The 22,263-nt window shown below is 61.5% G+C and carries 20 protein-coding genes and 1 pseudogene; 6 read left to right on the top strand and 15 right to left on the bottom strand.

The features are described from left to right. Window positions 1–12 precede the first annotated feature (12 nt). From hisG to hisS, 3 genes are read right to left on the bottom strand one after another with little or no spacing between them, the layout of a single operon-like run. Window positions 13–687, bottom strand: coding sequence for an ATP phosphoribosyltransferase (gene hisG / locus PARACOCCUSGL_RS0102270; protein WP_010392599.1), 675 nt, complete (start codon window positions 685–687; stop codon window positions 13–15). Continuing rightward, window positions 684–1,751: an ATP phosphoribosyltransferase regulatory subunit gene (locus PARACOCCUSGL_RS0102275; protein ID WP_010392600.1), complete on the bottom strand. Its 1,068-nt coding sequence runs from the start codon at window positions 1,749–1,751 to the stop codon at window positions 684–686. The genes hisG and PARACOCCUSGL_RS0102275 overlap by 4 nt, the downstream gene beginning before the upstream one ends. Then, a complete protein-coding gene (gene hisS, locus PARACOCCUSGL_RS0102280) occupies window positions 1,748–3,232 on the bottom strand; it encodes a histidine--tRNA ligase (RefSeq protein ID WP_010392603.1) in 1,485 nt (494 codons plus the stop codon). The genes PARACOCCUSGL_RS0102275 and hisS overlap by 4 nt, the downstream gene beginning before the upstream one ends. A gap of 48 nt (window positions 3,233–3,280) precedes the next feature. Here hisS and PARACOCCUSGL_RS0102285 point away from each other — a divergent pair, with 48 nt between their 5' ends. Beyond that, entirely contained in the window at window positions 3,281–3,496 is a 216-nt protein-coding gene (locus PARACOCCUSGL_RS0102285) for a SlyX family protein (RefSeq protein ID WP_010392606.1), read from the top strand. Between the two features lie 28 nt (window positions 3,497–3,524). On the opposite strand, the gene PARACOCCUSGL_RS0102290 is transcribed toward PARACOCCUSGL_RS0102285, so the two are convergent. The 4 genes from PARACOCCUSGL_RS0102290 to PARACOCCUSGL_RS0102305 all read right to left on the bottom strand — a co-directional run bounded on the left by PARACOCCUSGL_RS0102290 (window position 3,525) and on the right by PARACOCCUSGL_RS0102305 (window position 10,866). Beyond that, complete coding sequence (locus PARACOCCUSGL_RS0102290; RefSeq protein ID WP_010392608.1) at window positions 3,525–4,049, bottom strand: DUF4177 domain-containing protein; 525 nt, start codon at window positions 4,047–4,049, stop codon at window positions 3,525–3,527. A 176-nt stretch (window positions 4,050–4,225) separates the two neighbouring features. After that, window positions 4,226–5,737, bottom strand: coding sequence for an Asp-tRNA(Asn)/Glu-tRNA(Gln) amidotransferase subunit GatB (gene gatB, locus PARACOCCUSGL_RS0102295; protein WP_010392610.1), 1,512 nt, complete (start codon window positions 5,735–5,737; stop codon window positions 4,226–4,228). A gap of 81 nt (window positions 5,738–5,818) precedes the next feature. Next, the gene (locus PARACOCCUSGL_RS0102300; protein WP_010392611.1) at window positions 5,819–7,729 is read right to left on the bottom strand and encodes a monovalent cation:proton antiporter-2 (CPA2) family protein; all 1,911 of its coding nucleotides are present in this window, start codon (window positions 7,727–7,729) and stop codon (window positions 5,819–5,821) included. Further along, window positions 7,729–10,866 carry a hypothetical protein gene (locus PARACOCCUSGL_RS0102305; RefSeq protein ID WP_010392613.1) on the bottom strand — a complete coding sequence of 1,046 codons (3,138 nt, stop codon included), beginning with the start codon at window positions 10,864–10,866 and terminating at the stop codon, window positions 7,729–7,731. The genes PARACOCCUSGL_RS0102300 and PARACOCCUSGL_RS0102305 overlap by 1 nt, the downstream gene beginning before the upstream one ends. A 198-nt stretch (window positions 10,867–11,064) precedes the next feature. Between PARACOCCUSGL_RS0102305 and PARACOCCUSGL_RS0102310 the strand changes: the two genes are divergently transcribed. Continuing rightward, window positions 11,065–11,913: an SIMPL domain-containing protein gene (locus PARACOCCUSGL_RS0102310; RefSeq protein WP_040601652.1), complete on the top strand. Its 849-nt coding sequence runs from the start codon at window positions 11,065–11,067 to the stop codon at window positions 11,911–11,913. Window positions 11,914–11,961: 48 nt separating this feature from the next. Here PARACOCCUSGL_RS0102310 and PARACOCCUSGL_RS0102315 read toward each other — a convergent pair whose 3' ends face one another. From PARACOCCUSGL_RS0102315 to PARACOCCUSGL_RS0102330, 4 genes are all read right to left on the bottom strand, one after another. Further along, window positions 11,962–13,248 (bottom strand): O-acetylhomoserine aminocarboxypropyltransferase/cysteine synthase family protein, encoded by a 1,287-nt coding sequence (locus PARACOCCUSGL_RS0102315; RefSeq protein WP_010392616.1) that lies wholly within the window; start codon window positions 13,246–13,248, stop codon window positions 11,962–11,964. Window positions 13,249–13,539: 291 nt separating this feature from the next. Continuing rightward, window positions 13,540–14,667, bottom strand: coding sequence for a Hint domain-containing protein (locus PARACOCCUSGL_RS20195; protein ID WP_010392619.1), 1,128 nt, complete (start codon window positions 14,665–14,667; stop codon window positions 13,540–13,542). Between the two features lie 34 nt (window positions 14,668–14,701). Beyond that, entirely contained in the window at window positions 14,702–15,106 is a 405-nt protein-coding gene (locus tag PARACOCCUSGL_RS0102325) for a hypothetical protein (RefSeq protein WP_138918263.1), read from the bottom strand. Window positions 15,107–16,014: 908 nt separating this feature from the next. Further along, window positions 16,015–16,506: a ferritin-like domain-containing protein gene (locus tag PARACOCCUSGL_RS0102330; protein WP_010392623.1), complete on the bottom strand. Its 492-nt coding sequence runs from the start codon at window positions 16,504–16,506 to the stop codon at window positions 16,015–16,017. A 479-nt stretch (window positions 16,507–16,985) separates the two neighbouring features. Between PARACOCCUSGL_RS0102330 and PARACOCCUSGL_RS21960 the strand changes: the two genes are divergently transcribed. From PARACOCCUSGL_RS21960 to PARACOCCUSGL_RS0102355, 3 genes are all read left to right on the top strand, one after another. Beyond that, window positions 16,986–17,150: a hypothetical protein gene (locus PARACOCCUSGL_RS21960; RefSeq protein ID WP_010392625.1), complete on the top strand. Its 165-nt coding sequence runs from the start codon at window positions 16,986–16,988 to the stop codon at window positions 17,148–17,150. 476 nt (window positions 17,151–17,626) lie between these two features. Then, entirely contained in the window at window positions 17,627–17,914 is a 288-nt protein-coding gene (locus tag PARACOCCUSGL_RS0102350; protein ID WP_010392633.1) for a hypothetical protein, read from the top strand. Window positions 17,915–18,595: 681 nt separating this feature from the next. Further along, window positions 18,596–20,230 (top strand): hypothetical protein, encoded by a 1,635-nt coding sequence (locus tag PARACOCCUSGL_RS0102355; protein WP_138918264.1) that lies wholly within the window; start codon window positions 18,596–18,598, stop codon window positions 20,228–20,230. Window positions 20,231–20,342: 112 nt separating this feature from the next. Here the strand turns inward: PARACOCCUSGL_RS0102355 and PARACOCCUSGL_RS0102365 are convergent, their stop codons facing one another. Together PARACOCCUSGL_RS0102365 and PARACOCCUSGL_RS20200 are read right to left on the bottom strand one after the other, a co-directional pair. Continuing rightward, window positions 20,343–20,576: a hypothetical protein gene (locus tag PARACOCCUSGL_RS0102365; RefSeq protein ID WP_010392637.1), complete on the bottom strand. Its 234-nt coding sequence runs from the start codon at window positions 20,574–20,576 to the stop codon at window positions 20,343–20,345. A gap of 3 nt (window positions 20,577–20,579) precedes the next feature. Next, a pseudogene (locus PARACOCCUSGL_RS20200) lies at window positions 20,580–21,005 on the bottom strand (lysozyme); the annotation flags it as partial. 200 nt (window positions 21,006–21,205) lie between these two features. Between PARACOCCUSGL_RS20200 and PARACOCCUSGL_RS0102375 the strand changes: the two are divergent. Beyond that, window positions 21,206–21,436 (top strand): hypothetical protein, encoded by a 231-nt coding sequence (locus PARACOCCUSGL_RS0102375; protein WP_010392644.1) that lies wholly within the window; start codon window positions 21,206–21,208, stop codon window positions 21,434–21,436. Between the two features lie 6 nt (window positions 21,437–21,442). On the opposite strand, the gene PARACOCCUSGL_RS0102380 is transcribed toward PARACOCCUSGL_RS0102375, so the two are convergent. Both PARACOCCUSGL_RS0102380 and PARACOCCUSGL_RS0102385 read right to left on the bottom strand, forming a co-directional pair. Then, window positions 21,443–21,898 carry a hypothetical protein gene (locus tag PARACOCCUSGL_RS0102380; RefSeq protein ID WP_010392647.1) on the bottom strand — a complete coding sequence of 152 codons (456 nt, stop codon included), beginning with the start codon at window positions 21,896–21,898 and terminating at the stop codon, window positions 21,443–21,445. Beyond that, a complete protein-coding gene (locus PARACOCCUSGL_RS0102385; RefSeq protein WP_010392649.1) occupies window positions 21,891–22,223 on the bottom strand; it encodes a phage holin family protein in 333 nt (110 codons plus the stop codon). The genes PARACOCCUSGL_RS0102380 and PARACOCCUSGL_RS0102385 overlap by 8 nt, the downstream gene beginning before the upstream one ends. Window positions 22,224–22,263: the final 40 nt, after the last annotated feature.

The raw sequence follows: 22,263 nt of genomic DNA on the forward strand, positions 1-22,263 counted from the left end.
CGCCTTGGGTTTCTAAATCCCCAGCAGGGCAGCGAAATCCCTTACCTCACCCTCATCCCCGGCAGCAACGGAACGCAGCAGCGTCGCCTGCGACTGCAAGACAGGTTCGCCAATGACCTTGAGGTGGTTGGCACGCAGCGTCTCGCCCGAGGATGTGATATCGGCAATCGCCTCGGCCGTCAGGTTCGCAACCGTCCCTTCAGTCGCGCCCTGACTGTCAACCAGCTGATAATCCGCGACTTCTTCGGCTGACAACCAGGCACGCACCAGCCTGTGATATTTGGTGGCGATACGCAGGCGAAAGCCGTGTTCCGCCCGGAAATCGCGGGCAATGGCAGCGAAATCGTCCAACGTTTCGCAATCGCTCCAGCAGGCAGGAACGGCAAGGATCAGGTCGGCGTGGCCAAAGCCCATCGGGGCCAGTTCTTCGACATGGCTGCGCCAACCGGCCAGCTTTTCCCGAATCAGATCAATGCCGGTCACACCCAGATGGATGCGGCCCGCCTGCAATTCACGCGGGATCTCACCCGCCGACAGCAACACCAGCGTCACATTCGCAGCGCCCTCAACCCGGCCCGCATATTCACGCTCCGAGCCCGCGCGCGACAGGCGCACGCCACGGGCGGCGAACCAGTCAAAGGTCTGCTCCATCAGCCGCCCCTTGGACGGCACGCCCAGCCGGATCATGACAAGCCTCCCAGTTCATGGACAAGGCCCGGGCGGATGATGCCCCCGACAGCAGGAATCGAGCGACCCCGCGCCTGCCCCAGCACCGCCGCCAGCGCGTCATAACGCCCGCCCGAGGCGACCGGAGGCCAGTCCTCGCGTCCCAAAGCGGCAAAGCTGAAGGTCATGCCGTCGTAATATTCCATCGTATGCCGACCATGGCTTGCATCGAACCGGATCGCGCCAACGTCGATGCCTCGGGCCGACAGCGCAGTCAGGTTACGCTCAAGCCGGTCCACGGCCTCGGCGATATCGGGGATTTCGGCACTGAGGATGCGCAGTTGGCGCAGCGCCTCGGGCGCAGGTGCAGAGATAGCGAAAAGCTGTTCAAGCCGCGTAACCCATTGCGCGGACAAAGGCGCCTCGGCAACATCGCTGCGCAACCGGTCAATGCGGGCCTGCATCTCATCGGCCGAACGCAAGCCCGTCCAGGGCGCGGGGTTGTCGGGAAACTCGCGCGATTCGGCCGGCGCGGCAAAACGCGCAAGCAGCCGGGCAAAGCGCCGTGGCCGCCAGATATGATGCAGCAGCGCCGCGCGCCGCGCGCCCGACAGCGGCAGGGCGCGCACCGCATCCATCAGCAGGTCCATATCGCCCATGGTCGCCTGCAAACGCAGTGGCGCAAGGATGTCGTGAAAAAGCGCAAAGACCTCGGCATCAGCATCCGGGTCGCGGGCGAAAAGCTCAAACCCCGCCTGCAGATATTCGTTGTCGCGCGGATGTTCGGGCCGGGTTTCGCCGTGGTCCTGTTTGCGGAAAACCTCGCCCAGATAGCAATAGCGGGCCGGCTCGGCACCGTTTGCCATATGCATCTGCACCACCGGCACGGTGAAATCGGGGCGCAACATCATCTCACCCCGGATCGGGTCCTGGGTGACATAGGCGCGGGCGCGAATGTCCTCGCCATAAAGGTCAAGAAGCGTCTCGGCCTCAAGCAGGATGTCGGGCGCGACCTCCTGCGCCCCCGCAGCGCGAAAGGCGGCAAGGATCTGCTGGCCGATGGCCTGTTTCTCGCGCTTGCTCATCCGAGGATACGCCGCACTTCCGCGACAAGCTGGTCGCGGGGCACCTCGGTCTGGGCCGGCTGGGCCTTCCATTCCTCATGGCTGGCCTCGGCTGCGATCCTGGCCCCAAGGATCAGGTCCTTGACCTGCACGACGCCCCGCTGGGCTTCATCCGTACCCTGGATGATGGCGACGGGCGCGTTGCGCTTGTCAGCATATTTCAACTGGTTGCCAAAGTTCTTGGGATTGCCAAGATATACCTCGGCCCGGATGCCGGCGGCGCGCAATTCAGCGGCCATGGCCTGATATTCCGCCATACGGTCGCGGTCCATGACGGTAACGACTACCGGGCCCTGATCGGAGCCGCCCATCAGCCCCTTGGCGCGCAACGCAGCAAGCAGCCGATCCACACCGATCGACACGCCAGTCGCCGGGACCTTCTGCCCGGTAAAACGCTCGACCAGCCCATCATAGCGCCCGCCGCCCGCGACCGAGCCGAATTGACGCTTGCGACCCTTTTCATCAAGGATCTCAAAGGTCAGCTCGGCCTCGAATACCGGGCCGGTGTAATAGCCAAGCCCGCGCACGATCGAAGGATCGATGACGGCACAATCCTCACCAACCCCCATGGCGGCCAGCATCGCAGCGATCTGTTCCAGCTCATCAACGCCCTCGACCCCAATGGCAGAGGTGCCGACAGCGGCGCGCAGATTGGCCAGTGTCTGGGTATTGTCCGCGCCCTTCGAGGTCAGGAAGGCCAGTACCGGCGCAGCCTGTTCGGCTGTCAGCCCCACACCCTCGATAAACGCACCGCTGTCATCCTTGCGCCCCGTCGTCAAAAGCTGGCGGACGCCCTCTTCTCCAATCTTGTCGAACTTGTCGATGGTACGCAGGACAGCATCGGCAGCCTGTCCCTCGGTCACGCCCATAGCCTCAAGAATGCCGTTCAGCACCTTGCGGTTGTTGATGCGGATCAGGTAGTCGCCGCGCCGGATCCCCGCATGCTCCAGTGCCGCAGCCAGCATGGCGCAGATCTCGGCATCCGCCGCGACCGAGGCCGAACCGACCGTATCAGCGTCGCATTGATAGAACTGGCGAAAGCGGCCTGGACCGGGCTTTTCGTTGCGCCAGACCGGCCCCATCGCATAACGGCGATAAGGCGAAGGCAGATCGTTCCGGAACTGTGCCGCGACCCGTGCCAAAGGCGCGGTCAGGTCATAGCGCAGCGCCAGCCAATCGCCCGAACCACCGCCCGGCACCTCGGCTTCTTGCCAGGCAAAGACGCCGGCATTGGGGCGGTCCACGTCGGGAAGGAACTTTCCCAGCGCCTCGACGGTTTCCACCGCACTGGTTTCAAGCGGCTCAAAGCCGTGGCGATGATAGATCTCGGCGATGCGGTCGAGCATCTGCTTGCGCTCGGTCACATCCGCACCGAAATAGTCACGGAACCCCTTGGGCGTCTCGGCCTTGGGGCGGGGCTGTTTCTTCAGATCTTTCGCCATGGTTTGCCTCGGGCTTTTCCATGGGCGGGTCTAACGGATGGAGGATGGATGGACAAGCAGACGCAGGACCGGATTGAACGGCTGGAAGAGGCCGTGGCCTATCTGACGCGTACCGTCGAGGATCTGTCGGCCATTGTCGCCCGGCAAGAGGGTGAGATCACCCGCCTTGGGCGCCATGTCGGCATGTTGATGGAGCGAGAGGCCGAACGAGAGGCCGAGGCGGGCACCGTTCCGCTGGCAGATCAGCGCCCACCGCATTGGTAGGCGCCCCGCCTCGCACGATATGTGACGATTAACGGCTGGCCGGGCCAAGACGCGGCCCGGTCGGGGCGGGCGCCTGGGGTGCGGTCAGCGGCGGTTCGGACACCCGGCTCCGGGCGTTCGGCGCAACCGGTGCGGTCAGAGGCGCGGCGGGTTTCGGCGCTGCGCGCATCGGCTGGCTGAACGGCCCACGCGGCTGGGCCGCAGCCTCATCCTCGGGCTGAGCCTGGGTTTGCGGCTGCGCTTCGGCAGGTTCCGCGACCGGTGCGGCAACCGGCGGCGCGACAGGCTCGGCCAGCGGCACCTCTTGTCGGGTCGAAACGGCCAGCGCTCTACGAAAAACCAGCAGGTTGTGATAGACGGTGGTCCGGCTTGTCAGACCCGAACGCTCTTCTGCCGGCAAGGTCTCGGCGCGGACATATTCCCAGCCATCACGGCCCATCTCGTTCAGCACATCGCTGAGCGTGGCGGCAAAGCGTTCGATCCCACTGCGGGCACCCCTGGCCTTTTCGCCGCGCGCGGGTGCAGGAATGACGGTGTATTCATAGCTGGTCATGCGTCTGCCTTTCCTTTGTCGCGCAGGTTAGGCGAGATGAAACGTCAAGGGAAGCACCTCGCGCAGCAGCACCCCTAGCCCGCCCTGCACGAGCGCGTGAGGCCGATCAAAGGCCCCGCATGAAAAAAACCGCCCCCGGCACGAGGGCGGCTGGGTGATCAGGGGAAAGCCGGGCTTCAGCTCAGCTTCCTGGCGACCAGTTCGTTCACAGCAGCCGGGTTGGCCTTGCCGCCGGTCGCTTTCAGCACCTGACCAACGAACCAGCCAGCCAGTTTGGGGTTGGCCTTGGCCTTTTCCACCTGCGCCGGGTTTGCGGCGATGATCTCATCAACCGCCTTTTCGATCGCGCCCAGATCGGTAACCTGCTTCATGCCGCGCTCTTCCACGATTGCGGCGGGGGCGCCCCCTTCGGTCCACAGTATCTCAAACAGGTCCTTGGCGATCTTGCCCGAGATGTCGCCCTTGGCGATCAGGTCGATCACCCCGCCAAGCTGCGCTGCCGAAACCGGAGAATTCTCGACCGTCAGCCCCTCTTTGTTCAGGCGGCCGAACAGCTCGTTGATGACCCAGTTTGCCGCCTGTTTGCCATCGCGGCCAGCAGCGACCTGCTCAAAGAAATTGGCGTTCTCGACCTCGGCAGTCAGCACGCCGGCGTCATATTCCGACAGGCCGAGTTCAGTGACGAAACGCACCTTTTTCTCATCCGGCAGTTCAGGCATCGAGGCCGCAATGCCATCCACCCACTCCTGCTCGATCTCAAGCGGCAGCAGGTCGGGATCAGGGAAATAGCGGTAGTCATGCGCCTCTTCTTTCGAGCGCATCGAACGGGTCTCGCCCCGGTCAGGGTCATAAAGCCGGGTCTCTTGCTCGATCTTGCCACCATCTTCGAGAATGGCGATCTGGCGGCGGGCCTCATATTCGATGGCCTGCTGGATAAAGCGCAGCGAGTTCATGTTCTTGATCTCGCAGCGGGTGCCAAGATGGCTGTGATCGCCCGTTTCCTGATAGCGCTCATAGGCACCGGGCTGGCAGACCGAGACGTTCACGTCGGCACGCAGGTTACCGTTCTGCATGTTGCCGTCACAGGTGCCAAGATAGCGCATGATCTGGCGCAGCTTGGCGACATAGGCGGCAGCTTCTTCAGGGCCGCGGATATCGGGGCGGCTGACGATCTCCATCAGCGCCACGCCGGTGCGGTTCAGATCCACGAAGGACATGTTGGGATCCATGTCGTGGATCGACTTGCCGGCATCCTGTTCAAGGTGGATCCGCTCGATCCGGACACGGCGGGCGACGCCCGGGGCCATGTCCACGATCACTTCGCCTTCGCCCACAATGGGGTGATAAAGCTGGCTGATCTGATAGCCCTGTGGCAGGTCAGGATAGAAATAGTTCTTGCGGTCAAAGGCCGAGACCAGATTGATCCGGGCCCTGAGCCCCAGCCCGGTCTTGACCGCTTGCGCAACGCAGAATTCGTTGATCACCGGCAGCATGCCGGGCATGGCGGCATCGACGAATGCGACATGGCTGTTCGGTTCGGCCCCAAAGCCGGTCGAGGCACCCGAGAACAGCTTGGCATTCGACGCGACCTGAGCGTGAACCTCAAGCCCGATGACCAGTTCCCAGTCCTGTTTCGCCCCCTGAATGACTTTGGGTTCCGGGGCGGTATAGGTCAGATGGTCAAGCATGGCATTTCCCTTGGCAAGGTTGCCCTGCCTTCTAGGCGCTTGGCGCGCGGCTCGCAAGAGTTGCGCGCGGATCGCAGCTGCCTAGCGCCCACCGGGGCGGCCCGGACGGGTCAGGCCATGTTCGGGCGCCTCATCCTGATCGGCAACGATGGGGGCCGCGCTGGGACCATGGGCAAACCGCTCCATCAGAGCGTTTTCAAGGTGGCGGTTCAGGTCGCGGCTCAGCGCTATATATTCCGGGTTCTCATCCACCGGAACGCCGGGCTTCCACACCTCGGCCAGTTCGCGCAGATGCGCACGGTCCATGCGATAAAAGATGCGCTCAAGCTCGGACGCCTCATAGGGGGACAGCCCCATATTTTCGAGCACATAGCGTCCCGCGCGCAGCGAGCTGTCAAAGGTTTCCCGCACGATATGATCGGCCCTGGCAGCATAGAGACGAAAAACGTCGATCCGGTCCCGCGCCCGGGCGATGATGACGATATCGGGGCGCTTTTCACGGGCATAGCGGATCAGACGCAGGTTCGCCTCGGGGTCGTCCAGCGCCGCGACCAGCACCCGCGCCTTGTCAAGACCGGCAGCCATCAGAATCTCGGGCCGGGTCGGATCGCCGAAATAGCCTTTGAAACCGAAACGCCGCATAAGCTGGATCACCTCAAGATCGTGATCAAGCACGGTCGTCTTGTACCCCGACATCGTCACCAAGCGGTTCAGCACCTGTCCAAAGCGCCCCACCCCGGCAATGATGATCGGCTGCTGCTCTGAAATCTCATCCGCGATATCGCTCGCCCTTTCCTCGGCGATACGGCGCGAGATGAAATCCGACAGGATGAACAGCAGCGGCGTCGCCAGCATCGACAACGCAATGACAAGCAGAAACCCCTGCGCCACCAGCCGGGGCAGAATGGCCAGCGACACGGCATAGGAAATCAGCACAAAGCCGAACTCGCCCGCCTGCGCAAGCGACAGGGTAAACAGCATCCGGTCACGCCCGCGAATACCTGTCAGCCGCGCGATCAGATGCAGGATCAGCGCCTTGATGGCGATGACCGTCACCGTGATCCCGATCACTGTCACCGGATATTCGGACAGCAGGCGAAAATTCATCCCTGCCCCGACGGTGATAAAGAACAGCCCAAGCAGCAGGCCCTTGAAGGGCGCGATCTGGCCCTCAAGCTCATGGCGGAACTCAGAGCCTGCCAGCATCACCCCGGCCAGAAAGGTGCCAAGCGCGGGCGAAAGGCCGACGAACTCCATCAACGAGGCGATTCCGACAACGATCAGCAGCGCCATCGCAGTGTCGAGCTCATTCAGGCGTGCGGTATAAACCCAGCGAAACAGGGGCCGGATCAGATACTGGCCGATCAGCACCACCGCCCCTACCGCGCCAAGCGTGACCAAGGCGGCCGCCCAGCCGGGCAGCGCATGCATGAAAGCCTCACCAATATGCTCTTCGGCCTGCGGCAGGGGGGCACGGGTCGCCAGCAGCGGCATCAGCGCCAGCATCGGAATGACGGCAATGTCCTGGGTCAGCAGCACCGCAAAGGCCCCGCGCCCGCCCGGTGTATGCATCAGCGATTTTTCCGACAGTGTCTGCAGGACGATGGCGGTCGAGCTTAGCGCCAGGATCATCCCCAGCGTGACCGAAACATGCCAGTCCTGCCCCAGCGCCATGCCAACCAGCGCCAATAGCACCACGGTGCCGACGATCTGCATGCTGGCAAGGCCCAGCAGGCGCTTGCGCATCTGCCACAGCGCCTGCGGCTCAAGCTCCAGCCCGATCAGGAACAGCATCATTACCACGCCAAATTCGGCGAAATGCTGCAAATCGGCCATCTCGCCCGGCGTCCCGGCAAGCCCGAGCACCGGACCAATGACAATCCCCGCAATCAGATAGCCCAGAACCGAGCCCAGCCCCAGTCGCGCAGACAGCGGCACAGCGATCACCATTGTCATCAGATAGACAGTGGCGATCAGCAGGAATGTCTCCATCAGCGCCCGTCCAGCATGCGCAATTCGTGAACCCGGCCCGCCTTGACATAGGTCAGCCTGCCGTCACCGATCGAGTTGATCGTGCCGCCGTCAATGCGGTCGCCGATACGGACCGTCACCACCTTGCCGTTGCGCAGCCGGATCAGCGCGCGGCTGGCCTTGCCCGCGCCAATGATGCCAATGATCGTCGTCCGGCCTACATTAAGGCCGCGCGGTTGCGTCGCAGCCTTGGCCACACTGGCCGAGGTCGGGCTTTTGGACAGGGCGGCGGCGGCAATCTCGGGCTCGTTATCGACCTCGGGTGGCTTGTATTCCTGACGGCGGGCGCGGGCTGCGCGTTCTTCGGCCTCGGCCTGCGCACGGGCGCGGGCTTCGGCCTGGGCGCGGGCCTCGGCCTCGGCCTTGGCGTCAGCGGCGGCACGGGCACGAATGCGCGCCTCGGCCTGCGCCTGAAGCTGCTCGTCAAGCTTGCGGCGCGCGGCAAGCTCTGCCTCGCTGGGTCCGGCAGCGGCGGGCGGCTCAGGCGCGGCAGCCGGGGCATCTGGCGCCGCTGCTGCGGCGGCGGCGACAGGAGCATCTCCGCGCCGGGGCGGCAGCGGCGATGACGCCAGCGCCGAAAGCTGCACCCCACCCGGAGTTGCGGGGGACGCGGCGACCGCAGCCGAGATCGCCTCTTCGACCGCCTGACTGGGAATGGCAGCTCGACCGGAACGTGCTGGCGGACGCGGTGAGCCACGCAAAAGCCCGCCCGAATCCCGGGCGGGCGCGGCAGCCGTGACGCGTTCGGGCCGGTCCGGTGGCGGCGTGGTCGCCGATCTGATTGCAGCATCAATGGCTGAAGGGCTGACCGCATCGCTGGCTGTGGCCGGAGACGCCCCACCCGGCTTATGCGGCGGGCGGACCTGCGCCAGCCGCGCATCAGGTGACGGATCGGGCAGACCCGTGACCAGCGCACTGCGGCCCAGATCCTGAATCAGCAGGCGCAGATGCAGTTGCTCAGCCGGGGTCAGCTCATCATTGGCCTGGACGGCACCCAGAACCTCGGGCGTCGAGCCTTCGGGGCGCGAGGGCGGGCGGGCCGAACCGCGCAGCGTCGCCGCCCGGCTATTGTCAGTGGCCGCCGGTGGCGGCTGGACCGCCGCACCCGAGGCCGCAGGCGCAGCGCGGCGCGCACGTTCAGGCGGACGGGCACCCGAGATCGGCTGAGTCTTACGCTGGCTCGCCTCATAAGGCAGCGGATCAGAAGGCACACGAGGAGCAGAATCGGCGCGCGGCGTGGTGGTCTGCGGCGCGGCGCGGCGCGGGGCAAGCTGCGGACGGGCCGAACTGGTCAGCTGCGTTGCCGCCGGGGCGGGCTTTTGCTGCGTCACCACGGCACGGGAAGGCCGCTGCGCCGGAGCAGGTGCCCGAGCAGTGGTCTGAGCCGGGGCTTGCGCCCGAGGCTGCGTCGGTGCCGGAGCCTCGGCAGCGCGGTTTTCAGCGGGTCGGGTCTCGGCAGGTTGTGTCTCGGCAGGTTGAGGCTCGGCAGGCTGCGGATCAGCCGCGGCGGTCAGCGCAGGCTCGGCAGTAACCGGCTCTTCGACCGGCGCGGACGGGGTGGCAGGCGTGACCGAAGGCGGCACCACCGCAGCGGCAACCGCCGCAGCAGCGACGATGACACGACGCTTTTCCTCTTCGGTCAGCGCCGAAACCGGGGGCGCGGCAGGCTCACTGACTGCCACTTGCCCGGCCGAGGTCTCAGGCTGGACCGCGGCAGGCTGCTCCCCGGTCGGGGCGATTCCCGGTTCGGCGGGGGTTTGCGGCGCGGTTTGCTGCTCCGGGACGGTCCCAGCGATCTGCGGCGCATCCTTTTCGGGCACGAGGAAGGCCCAGATCAGGATCAGACCGACCACCAGCGCCCCTAGCATACCAAGCAGGCTGACAAGGCCGCCACGCTCACCCGGGCGGCGCGGCTGAGCAGGCGCGCCGCCCAGGCTCCGCGCCTGACGGGCACCGGCAGCACGCTCATGCACCGCGCGGGCACGCGGATTCAGCCCGGCATTCGCAGGCGCGGCAGGGTGGTCCTCTGCTGCGATATGCGGCGTCGCAGGTTCATCGGACGCAACGGGGGCATCATCCGCTTCAGTGGCGGGAACTTCGGCAGCGGTCTCAACAGGTGCGGCCTCGGACGCTGCATCGCCTTGTGCCTCGGCAGCGTCAGAAACAGGTTCCGCGTCTGCTGCAGAGACGGTCTCTTCAGCCTCAGCGGCAGCATCGTCCGCCTGCGGCTCAACGGGTGCCTCAGCAGCAACCGGATCGGCATCCTCGGCGGGTTCCTCTTTGTCCTCCACAGCCTCAGCGGACGCAGGATCTTCTACCGCGCCATCATCGACTGAGGTCGCAGCCTCACCCTCTGTCGCAGCCTCGCTCGCGGGCTCATCTTTGGGGCTTGCCCCGGAGATCTTGGCCTGTTCATCAGCAGCAGCCGGAACCTCGTCAGGGCCGCTTTCCACAGCCGGCTCATCCGGGCTGTCTTGCAGGTCCAGAGCTGCCTGCGCTGTGGTTTCCTTCTGCGCCTCATCGTCGATAAGCAGCGCGCCTGCTGTCACGCCTGCTTGCGTCAGGCCGATCCTGGGACGGGGGCGCCGCACGGGGTCCAGCACAAAGACCGGCTCTCCGGGGTAAAGATCGGCAGGAGGGGTGGCGCAAAACCCCTGCCCCTCAAACCCGTATTGCTCGGCGAATTCGCGGGCTTCACGCAAGGTCTGGCGAGCCACGGCGGCCACGCGCACGCTGTCGCCGTCACCTTCCCAGTCAAAGGCCAGATCCTGGATCTTATACGGGGTCAGCCCGTCCAGCGCCCGACCCACTGCCAGTTCACGATCTGCACCGGGCGCGACAGTCAGGGTGGTATAAAGGATCTGGTCGTCGGGAATGATCAGGGTAACCGGCAGTACCTCGTCCGAACCGGTCGCCATGTTGCGCAGGCGCACGAAATCATCACGAAAGTCAGGTGCCGAGAAATCGACCGAGCCAAGATGCCGCCAGCCCGCAGGCGCCGCGCCATCCCCATGTTCCAAAACCCGGTCGCGCCGTTGCAGATGCACGGCGTCCTCGCTGAAAGAGAGGGCGTATTCAGGAGCGGAATCAAGCGACATCTATAGGCTTTGCCTTGCGGTTCCGGGCGCCGGGGCGCGTATTCATGATTGATAGTTCCGGACTAACGCAGAACGCCACCCGTGAAAAGCCAAACACCTGATTGTGAGGCATCCATCGGCGTGTTTCCGGTGTTATAGCGGCTCATGACAGCAATCGCGTGGAAGGGTCCGCCCAGCCCGCGTCAAGGAGAGATGACCATGTCCCAATTCCGCCCCCTCATCGCTGCAACTGCGCTGATGGTTCTGGCCGCAGGCCCGCTGGCTGCGCAAACCGCGCAACCCGACGTGCCTGCGCCCCCTGCGCCCATGGGACATCACAGCATGAAAGCCATGAAACACGCCCCTTTTGCCAAGCTGACCGTGACCGGCACCGGTCATGCCACCGCCCAGCCTGATATGGCCACGGTCTCGGTCGGGGTCAGCACCCGCGCCGCCACCGCCGCCGAAGCCATGTCACAAAATGCCGAACAGCAGAAAAAAGTGATCGAGACGCTGAAGGCCGAGGGGATCGAGGCGCGCGATATCCAGACCGCTGGTCTGAACCTGTCGCCGACCATGGATTATTCCGATCAGGGCAAACCGCCGAAGCTGACCGGCTATACCGCGCAAAACACCGTTTCGGTGCGGGTGCGCGACGTGGCGGGTCTGGGACCGGTGCTCGACAAGCTGGTCACCTCGGGCGCAAATGAGATCGGCGGTATCGTCTTTTCGCGTGAGGACATGACCGAGGCCGAGGACAAGGCCCGCACCGAGGCCGTCGCCGATGCACGCCGTCGTGCCGAAGTGATGGCCGAAGCGGCAGGCATGCGGCTGGGCGGCCTGCTGTCGCTTTCGGATGCCGCAGTCAGCAGCGGGCCGCGCCCGATGATGGCGATGCGTGTCCAGGAAAGCGCCGCGGCCGACACCCCGATCGAGGCCGGAGAGCTGGGGATCAGCACGAATGTCACCGCAGTCTTTGCCATGCTGCCGGCTGATGCGCCGGAAGTCGACGAGCCGGGCGACGCCCCCGCAACCGAGGCGGGGACCGAAGACGCCCCGGCGAACTGATCACAATCATAAGGGCGGCGCGGCAAGGCACCGCCCTTTTTCCTTGTCTCAGGCCGTGGCTGCCGCCAGCGCCTGATCCAGATCGGCAATAATATCCGCCGCGTCCTCGATCCCGATCGAAAGCCGCACCACATCGGGGCCCGCGCCCGCCGCGATCTTTTGCTCATCCGTCAGTTGGCTATGCGTGGTCGATGCTGAATGGATGACCAGCGAACGCGAATCCCCAAGGTTCGCCACATGGCTGAACAGCTTGAGGTTATCGACCAGTTTCACCGCCGCGTCATAGCCGCCCTTGATCGAGAAGGTAAAAAGCGCCCCTGCCCCTTTGGGATAGACGCGCCGCGCCGTCTCGTTCCACGGCGACGAAGCAAGGCCCGCATAGGTGACCGAGGTCACGCGCGGGTCGTTTTCAAGCCACTCCGCAACTTTCTGGGCGTTCTCGACATGGCGGGCCATGCGCAGGCCAAGGGTCTCGATCCCCATCAGCGTGTAATGGGCGGCCTGCGGGTTCATGGTCATGCCCAGATCGCGCAGCCCGATGGCGATTCCGTGGAATGTGTAGGCAAGGGCACCAAAGGTTTCGTGGAATTTCAGCCCGTGATAGGCAGGCTCGGGTTCGGACAGGCTTGGGAATTTACCCGAGGCGGACCAGTCGAACCTGCCGGAATCAACGATCACGCCGCCGGTTACCGTACCATTGCCGGTGATATATTTGGTCAGGCTGTGAACGACCAAAGTCGCGCCCAGTTCGATAGGCTTGCACAGCCATGGCGTCGCCAGCGTGTTGTCCACGATCAGCGGCAGGCCGACCTCATCCGCGATCCGCGCCACAGCAGGAATATCAGTGACATAACCGCCCGGGTTGCTGATCGATTCACAAAAGATCGCGCGCGTATCGTCATCGACCGCCGCCCGCACCGCCTGGGGATCGTCCAGATCGACAAACTTTACCCCCCAGCCAAAGCGTTTGATGGTCTGGCTGAACTGAGTGATCGTCCCACCGTAAAGCCGGGTCGAAGCAACGATATTGCGACCCGGCCCCATCAGCGGAAACAGCGCCATGATCTGGGCCGCATGGCCTGACGAACAGCAGACGGCGCCCGCGCCGCCTTCAAGCTCGGCCACGCGGGCCTGCAGCGCGGCGACCGTCGGATTGGTCAGGCGGGAATAGATGTAGCCAACCTCTTGCAGACCAAAAAGCCGCGCGGCATGGGCCGCATCCTTAAAGACATAGGCCGTGGTCTGATAAATCGGCACCTGCCGCGCGCCCGTTGCGGGATCAGGCGCAGTACCCGCATGAATAGCGGCCGTGTCGAAGCCCCAGTTGTCGGACATGAATTCTCTCCCCTTCTTCGCGGGAAAAGACTAGGGTCAGGACCAGGGTTTCGCCATAAAAAACCTGTCGCAGGACACAGGAAAGAACGGCGTTTCTGTTCAGCCCAAAGGGGTAAAACAGGTTATCTGCCGGATGCTGCGGAGAAAGGAAAAATCGTGCTTTCGAAAGGGCTGGAACGCAGATCCTGCATTTCGGCGCAACGTCCGCCTCGTCCCGGGTCAGAGCCGGTGACACAGACGAAAAAGCGGCAGGGCAAGGCCCCGCCGCTTTGGCAGATCTGATGCGCAGCCTTAGTTGACCAGGGCCTTGCCGTTGCTGATATGACGCACCGCCAGCTTGCGCCCCGCGCGGCCCGAAGGCATCAGGCGCACGGGCTGAACCGCGTCCTGCCCCTCCAGCACCCCACGCAGTTGGGGCATGATTTGCAGGATCTCATCCACCGCCGCAGCGCCCAGCCCTTTAAGAGCCTCCGCGCCCAGATAAAGCGACTCGGTCGGTGCGCCGTTCGAGAAAACGATCTCATGCTGGTCAAACATCATGTGAAAATATTCGACCCGCTCTGTCCCGGTCTCGATGTCGATCCCCTCGACCTGCAACAGCTGCTTGGCCGCCACCAGAACCTCGGTGGTGCTGAACATCCGCTGAGCAATACGCGAGCGTACCAGGATGCGGTGCTGCGGCGAGACAAGAAGATCCGTCTCGGGCGTATTCGCGCCAAGCGCCCCGGCCCTGATGCGGATAGGCCGCAGATTGGCCGGGATGGGCTTGTCATGACCTCCGACAACTGCGCTGCCGATCCATTTTACCGGGCGGAAACCGCTGTCCATCGTCCGGACCAGCGTCCCGGGCCGGATGTCCTCAATGGCGACCGGTCCGTCGATGGTTTCGATCATCGTGCCACGCACGAAACAGACCTTGGTAAAGTTCAGCGTGACGGTGAAGGTGTCCGATTCGTTGAAGGTGCCGAATGCGTTACGTTCACGTGCGCTGACGACAAAGGTGACCGTCAGAGTCTCGCCATAAGCCAAGTCCTGCCATGCCGCCGCCGTCGGATCGAAGGCGTAATGAACCGTATCATGATCGTAGTCGTCTTGGACGAGTTCGATCGGATTGGTGCTGGGAAGATCGATACCGTCCCCGTCTACCATGGACGCAGAGCCCACGGAAGGTGCAGTCCCTATTGTGTATTCGTCCCATTCATTGTTCAGGGGATTTGGCGCCCAAGAGGTCCAGTCATCAGGGATGATGGGCAGGTCAGCGGTACGATGAAGCTGCACAATATCCTGAGAAAATACAGAGGAACTGACTACCGTACCATCCGCCGTCGCAAGATACCCTTCGGGGGTAAGATAGTAGCTGTCAGTGAACGAGGTGCCGCCAAGAAAGCCGGCGATGCCGCCATAGGCGATCTGTGCCATTAGTTTTCTCCATACCTAAAACTATTCATGCCCCTCAGACATGAATGGGTTTGATAGATCCGCCGCCCTTGCCGTCATGGGCAAAGACAACAGGCTGAGGTCTTCCATTCGGTTCGATCGGGGCGAGGCAGCGAAACCTTTCCTTACCCTCTTCGACAGGCAGGTTCTTTGCGGCCCAACCAAGGGCCGCAACCAGATGTTCGGCTCCGCCAGGTGCTGACAGGGCGATCAGCCAAAGATTCCCTTCAGTCCCGATATCCGAGGGCCTGAGACCGGAAATACCCATGGCGGCATAACGCTTTTCAGCATCCTGAGTCAGCCAGGACCACATCAGAAGTACGTCTGCGGGTCCCTGACTTTCGCCCAATCGCAACAGCTCAACCTGATGAAGATCGTGACATTTCGCCGCGACAGCCTTGAACAGCCCTATGGGGACCATGTCCCAAGCGCTGTCATTGAACGCAAACGCCAAAATATCCGTCGGTTTCATATGGGCCTTGAACGAACTGAGTAATTGTCACCTCGGCAGCCGATTTGGAAACCGATTACATTAACCATCACACCATCTTTTCAATAAGCGCCAGTGTCTTTTTAGACAGTTACCCATATGCATCAGTCAGCGCCAACATCGACCTCACCGCGCAAAGTCATGTATTATTATGAAGTAATATCAATTAATTATCATATGAATCGGCACCATGACCGGCCATCAGAAGGCCCGGAACATAACCATGATATCTGCCTGTGGATCACAAAAAAAGATGCAGCACCAACAAGATCCCCTGCCCTTCTCAGTATTATGATACCACCTTCAGCCCGAAAGTGACGCCGCGTAATTCCTGGGAAACTGCGCGCGACCCCCATAAAAACACGCAATGATTGAATTGCAGGGCAGCAAGTATCCAATTAGCCGGTTTTGATTCTGCACCTTTCGGTTTTGCCGATCATGTATTAGCAACTTTTGGTTGCATTATTCTTTCTGAACACAAAGACGACGATCAATCGACCGACCTTTCCCTCGGCCAAGAAAAGCACAGGTAGCAACGCCCCATGGCTGACATGATCAGCATGTATTGGAAATGAGTTTGCAGAAATCGAAGCATCCAGCCAGAGGGATTGGCCTTATAGTCAAAGAGATTGATTTAGACATAAACGTTCGACATCTTACCACGCCATTCGCTCTGACATGCAGGACGCTTCAACCGCACCACACATCACTGGTCAGTCCGATGATGCAGCCTTCACAGACGTCGTCCCGATGCAAAACCCGCCCGGAAAAACGCAGGGCGGGCTAGCAATCAGATGTGTTCAAGACAGTCAATCGCGCGGCAAATTTTATGAGCTGCGCTATTTTTTCGACGCTTTCCCGCCCTCATTCACCGCCATCACGGCCAATGCGGTAAGCTTGGAGTTCGCAGCCTTCTCTTCGTCAAGAATCGAGGTCAGCAACGTATGCGCCTCTTCATGACCCAGCACCTTGGCCCATTCGCGCAGGGTGCCATAGCGGGCGATCTCATAATGCTCGACCGCCTGCGCGGCACCGATCAGCGCCACGTCCAGCGCATGACCCGAGGCCTCTTCGATCAGCCCGTCCGCCTCTTTCAGAAGACCGTCCATGGCATCGCATTTCTCGCCCTCGGCCTTTTTTCCGATAGACTTGAACACCGCCTCAAGGGTCTTGATATGGCCTTTGGTCTCCGTCAGATGGTCCTCAATGGCGACCTTCAGTTCCGCATTGTTGGCCGATTTTGCTACCTTGGGCAGAGCTTTCGACAAGGCGTTCTCGGCCCAATAGATATCTTGCAACGTGTGTTCGAAAGCGTCCTGCAGCGTTTTCATAAGACAACTCCTCCACTGACATCGCCGCCTGGCGCGGCATTCAGGAGCAACGCGCAGGGGCTGGCGGGGTTCCGGGGACATCAGTGTGGGATTCGCAGCTTGTCCACAAGAAGAGCAGTGCAGGCCATGCCATGCCATGCCATGCCATGAGGCGATCTTTAAGGCAGTTCAGGACCTCAAACCATCGCCTGCCCGGTTACATGTCCAATCGCAAGGGCTTGGATGCCCCCTTCCAGCGGGCTATTCGTAACCACAAGCCATTAATAGGCAGGCATGAAAGTAACATGGCGGAAAGATGTGAGGGCGCTAGACCATGACCCTATAGACCCTGGTGATCCCAAGGCCAGCAATTCTCAGAATATCTCTGAAAAGTGATGGTGCGGTCGAGAAGACTCGGTTATCATTATTTTCCAACCGAGTAGGCTTAGTTTGCGTAACTTCTGCGGAACACATTCGCCCCACCACAGAGGGCTGACAGCATGAGCCGTGCGCAGGGATACGAGCTTATCGGCATCGCATGGCTGTTCCTGGCCGCCTATGACCGCCCCTTGGATATGGGGTCACTGGCCTATTTCTGCGCCGCGTTCTGGGCGTTCCGGCGTGCTGCTGACGCCGCTTTCCGTAGTCCCACCACAGAGGAATGACGCCATGAGCGCCGCCCAGCCGTATTGGTGCAGGTGCGGGAACTTTGCCGTCTTGGGCCAGAACTTTCTCGATGGCCGCTGGTGGTGCGAATGCATCCGCTGCGAAGCCGGTGTGATCGCTGACACTAAGGCTGACGCATTGCGCATGTGGAATGAGCAACACGGCGATAGAGCCACCCACCCCCGCGACGAGAAGGAGAGGACATGAGTGACTGGCAGCCGATTGAGACGTGTCCGGACAGGCCGATGCCAGTCCTTCTGTTCTTCGCAAATGCACACGTCCTGTTGGGTGACGTATGGGTTCCCATACAGGACAATCTTGAACCATTCCGCGAGGGGCGGATGGACGTTGGATTCTGGGACGGAAGCACCTGGTGCGATAGTGGCAGCGGACACGATTTGCTAGAGGATTGGCGATACCCGGATTGGACTCCCACCCACTGGATGCCCCTGCCCCATCCCCCGGAGGACGCGCGATGAAGCGATATGCGATGGATGCAGAGGCCGAATTTGGGCAGGATGCATGGGTTGTGGAGCGCGAATCCAGCATCGGCGCTTGGGTGAGGCATGATGAAGCCGCCGCCGAACTCACCCGCCTCCGCACCGAGGTGGAGAGGCTGCAAGCGCATTCGTATCGGCTCGAATGCTGGTTGCGCTCGAACATGCAGGAGAAAACCGCGAACCTAGCCCGTGCCGAACGCGCCGAAGCCGCCCTATCCGACGAGCGGGCACACGCGGATGCGCTGGCGGGGGCGCTGAGCTAGATCGACGAGCATTGCCAGAATGAGGGCTACGGCAACCCCATCGTGGATAACCGCATTGTAGACCGCTGCGAGGAAACAGCACGGGATGCCCTCGCCCAGCACCGCGCCCGGCGTCAGGGGTGACAATCAGCGACGTAGTCACCACCCTCTTTCCCGTCGCAACGCCTCCAGATCGGCGGCGGGATCGCAGCCCATTTTCGGGAACTCTGTCGGGACGATCATGGTCTTAGCGCCCCGACGACCGCACACCGTGCATCGCGCCCGACGCAGCACCTCGTCACGATGCACCCAATGACCCAGCCCTGCCGGGCCTTCATGGCCACAATGGCACCAGATATGGACGATATAGCGAGCAGGCGATTCTGGCATTCCATGACAGGAACACAACAAGAACGATTGAGTCTAGGGGGGCAGCGTCACATCGACGCCATCTGGTCCAGTAGCAGCGCGCCATGAGATCACCGGCGCCTGAAACGCTAAAACCCCGCCCCGGTCGAACCGGGGGGTGTCTTTGCTCCGGCACTAGCCGCAGTTCGGAGTGCGATGTGTTCACGCGCCGAAAGGTAGATCGCCGGCGATTTCCGCAGCACAGCCTCTCTTGACCCACTCGGTTCAGCATGGCAGGTACCGGCCAATCGTACAGTGCGCATCCCTGCGCGCACCAAAAAATGTGTTATTACCTTGCGTGATATTATTTTCACTTCGGACGGCAGCCAGATTGAATCAGCATTCTTTGGCTACGGATTCCAAGGAACGGACCTAGTGATCGGACATGAAGGATTTCGTGCGTTCACGGAGTCCGGTCGACGCTTCCAGAGTGACAACGATGGCTGTTATTTATACGTTCAGGCTGATGGATCTGGAAATACAATTTTCTCTACCGATTTTCGCGGATATTTTCCACTATTTTATTACAGCAGCGGTTCAAGCTGGATTGTCTCCCCATCGTTTGAACTTGTCGCGCGGGCAGCTAGGCGCAGAAACCTGCCTCTTACGCTATGCAAAGCGCAGCTCGACGCTTGGAAATCCAACTCCGCGTTGCTACAGGCCCCCACATCTGAGCGCACGCCGTTCGCAGAAATTCGCTTGCTATCCTATGATAAAAAAATCATCGCTGGTGACAAACTGATAGTAAGTCATCGCAAACGGCAACCAGCCCATAATTCTTACGAGACTGCTTTGTCAGATTTGCTCGCCATATGGGGAGGTCGGATAATGACTATCCTCGACGGTGGCATGGCTATCCGCGCCGATTTGACAGGAGGAGTCGATTCCAGGACAGTTTTCTCTGTCATTCTCCACACACTGCAAATGACAGGTAGATGCGATTTTCTGTCGTCAGAAGCAATTTTGTTCAACTCTGATCGACGCCAGCAGGAGGATTTTGCTGTTGCCTGTCAAATTTCAGACTTCTTTGGGTTCCCGATTAACAACCCGAACCGTCGTCAGTACACCCTACTTGAAGACGAGACGTCATACATAACGTGGAGGCGCTACAACTTGGCCCGATACTCTCCACACATTTTGCCCGTGGCGTCCCAAGATAGCACCATTATCACTTTTAACGGCGTCGGCGGAGAAGATCATCGAGATTTTTATGAGAGTTTTGGGCGAGGTCCGCTCGGCGAATATATCGCAAATTTTCAGCCTATTTTCGCTAACCCAAAAGATTTCGGCGCGTGGATGGGCGACTTGCACGCTGATATTGATTTGCCCGTAACATCCTACGACAGCACCATGCCGGCGGCCGTGCGCCATTATAGGCGACACCGCAGCCGCCATCACACTGCCAAGCAGCCATCCAGCGAATTGATGGGGGTTATCCTCGGGAGCCGTGCAGCATACGAATGTGCACGCTTTCTGGACAGGGACGCACTCCATACCAACCAGTTGCTGTTCGACATTATGATAAACTGCAGTGAGGATCTGGCGAAACTGCCGTACGACCAACCGGAGAAAGCGCCACAGCAGATTAATTTTGACCGGCTGACGAGGCTAAAAAAGATCAAACCCGCACAAACTGGCAGCATTTGGAGAGATCCGCTAGCTCCCTCGACGACAGTCAAAACTCAAGGGCGCAACATTCCCCTCCGCAAGGCGGTAGAGGAGGCTTTGAGATGTCCCGAGGTAAGGGAGCTTGCCGGGGAGGCCATCCTGCAGAAACTGCAGCAGCAGTTGGAGAAGCTAACGCCAACAACCAACCTGCACCAAAATGGCCACCTAATACATTACATCCTGCTGGCCGACGTTGTTTGCAAATACCGAACAGACGTAAATTCGGGAACTCTAGCTGACTCACCGGCATACACCAACTAATGCGTCATAGCGTTACCACCTCGGCCAGCGCGTCCTTGCCACGCTCGGCCGCCATCTGATCCAGCTTGACCTGCGCCAGATCGGTCATGCGTGGTGGCATCAGGGGTGAGGATCAAGTCACCCCGCCGCGCTTTTTAGCCCAGAACCGCCAGCCAATCCCGCCGACTACCGAAGCCCCGCCGCCAAGCAGCATAACAACACCAGTCGCCACGGCATCAGCAACAGTGCGGACATTGAAGCAAAAATGCTCTGCCCCCGTCGCGGTAATGACACCGGCAGTTGCAAGGGCAGAACCGCCAACGAGAAGAATGTAGCGCAACACCAGCGCGATAGCTCCTTTGAGCATGGCTTATCTCCTTTTGAAGATGGATTGCAGAATCACCAGCAGTGCGGCCAAAATCCCGCCTGACGGTGCCGTGATCGCGCTTCTTTCCGGCACCGTCACCGGCGTCTCAAACAGCGCACGTTCCGCAGCGCGGCGGCGCACCAGCCCGTTCAGGACCTTGCCACCGGCCTTGTTCCACCTCGGAAACTCAGCAGCCGCACCGGCATAGTCCCCGGCATTCAGTTTGCGCCGCAGCGTAGACGAGGCGAGACTTCCGGCCCCGAGGTTGTAGGTAAAGCTGACCAATGCGCCGAACTGGTTTTCATTCATCGGGACTTTCACCAGTCGCGTTACATCCGCCTCATACCGGGGCAGATCCCGCTCAAGGATCGTCCGGGCATCGGCTTTCGTGATCGTCAGGGCGGGATCGTCGGCATGGCGAGGATGCCCCGCTGCGTCGGTATGGCCTTAGCCGATAGTCCAGACGCCTGCCGGGTCGCGATACCAGCGGGGACGGAAGCCCTCATATTCCTCGATCAGGGCGATGGCGGCTGCGTTGGCTTTCATGCGTTTCTCCATGAAAAAACCCCGCGCGAGGCGGGGCGGTTTACTGGGTTGAAGTGAGCGTCAGGCGAGCGCAAAAGCGCCTCATGAAAGCGACGCATGACGACACGACATTCACGCTGACCGGCGAAGTCTGGTCCAGCACCTACCCATTAGAAGAACTGCCAAAATGGCTGCGCTGGTATCGCGGCCAGAAGCACCGTTTCTCCAAGGCCGGGGGCAGTTACGATGCCACCATTGCGGCGCTTGAGGCTCTGGCGGCAGAACTCGGCGTTACCGTGCCCGACGATGAGGTGCTGGCGTCAGGGGTAACGTAACGAGGATCAATCCCCATCATCCAGCGGCTTGGTGAGCGGCGAGCAGAACGGCCCGAAACTGCGCCGCCTGTCGCTCTCCGAGCGGATCGAGAAGCGCGAACAGACGCGATAGGGTTCCTGTGGCTGGTCGCAGCCCGTGAATGCGGGCAGCCGCCAGAAACGCTTGGTCTCGCCCAGCCAGATGTCTGTCTGTTCAGTGCTGCACAGCACGGTTCCGTCCGCCGTCTCCGCAGAGGTGAAGCGCAATCCATTGACTGGAGCGTTCGTGACGGTCACGTCCTCGACCACCACCCCACCCCCGCTGTTCTGAACCACGGTCAGATGATTATCTATCCACGGCTCACCGCGAATGGCATCCCAGAGCCGGGGACCAAATACCAGCACCGCGCAAAGCAGGATCACCAGCGATCCCGGCGTGCTGTGCCGTCGCGCCGTTGCGCGCAGATTGGACAGTTCAGCCATCTTTCCTGCCTCCCAATCGTCTGATGAGAATTTCGCGGATCACGGCCCGGTCAGCGACAATCGAGGTCAGCACGTCCAGCCCGAGATAGCCCACCGACGACAGCAGCAGGACCGCGATCACGTCATTGACCCCGGCCCATGCAGCGGCATCGGGGCCGAGAGAATAGCCGATCATGCCGCTGATCCCTGCCTCGACCACGCGGGCAAGCCGGGACGGGTGCTGCGATTTTCGGTAGACGTAGAGCACACCGGCAATCAGCGCGATCCACACTTCCGGCGATCTGGCCCCCGCGATGGCGCGCCAGTTGTTCGGATCATCGGCCATCCCGCCTCCTTTGCATAGAAAAGCCCGCCGAATGGCGGGC

Source organism: Paracoccus sp. TRP (assembly GCF_000185925.1).
Lineage (GTDB): Bacteria > Pseudomonadota > Alphaproteobacteria > Rhodobacterales > Rhodobacteraceae > Paracoccus > Paracoccus kondratievae.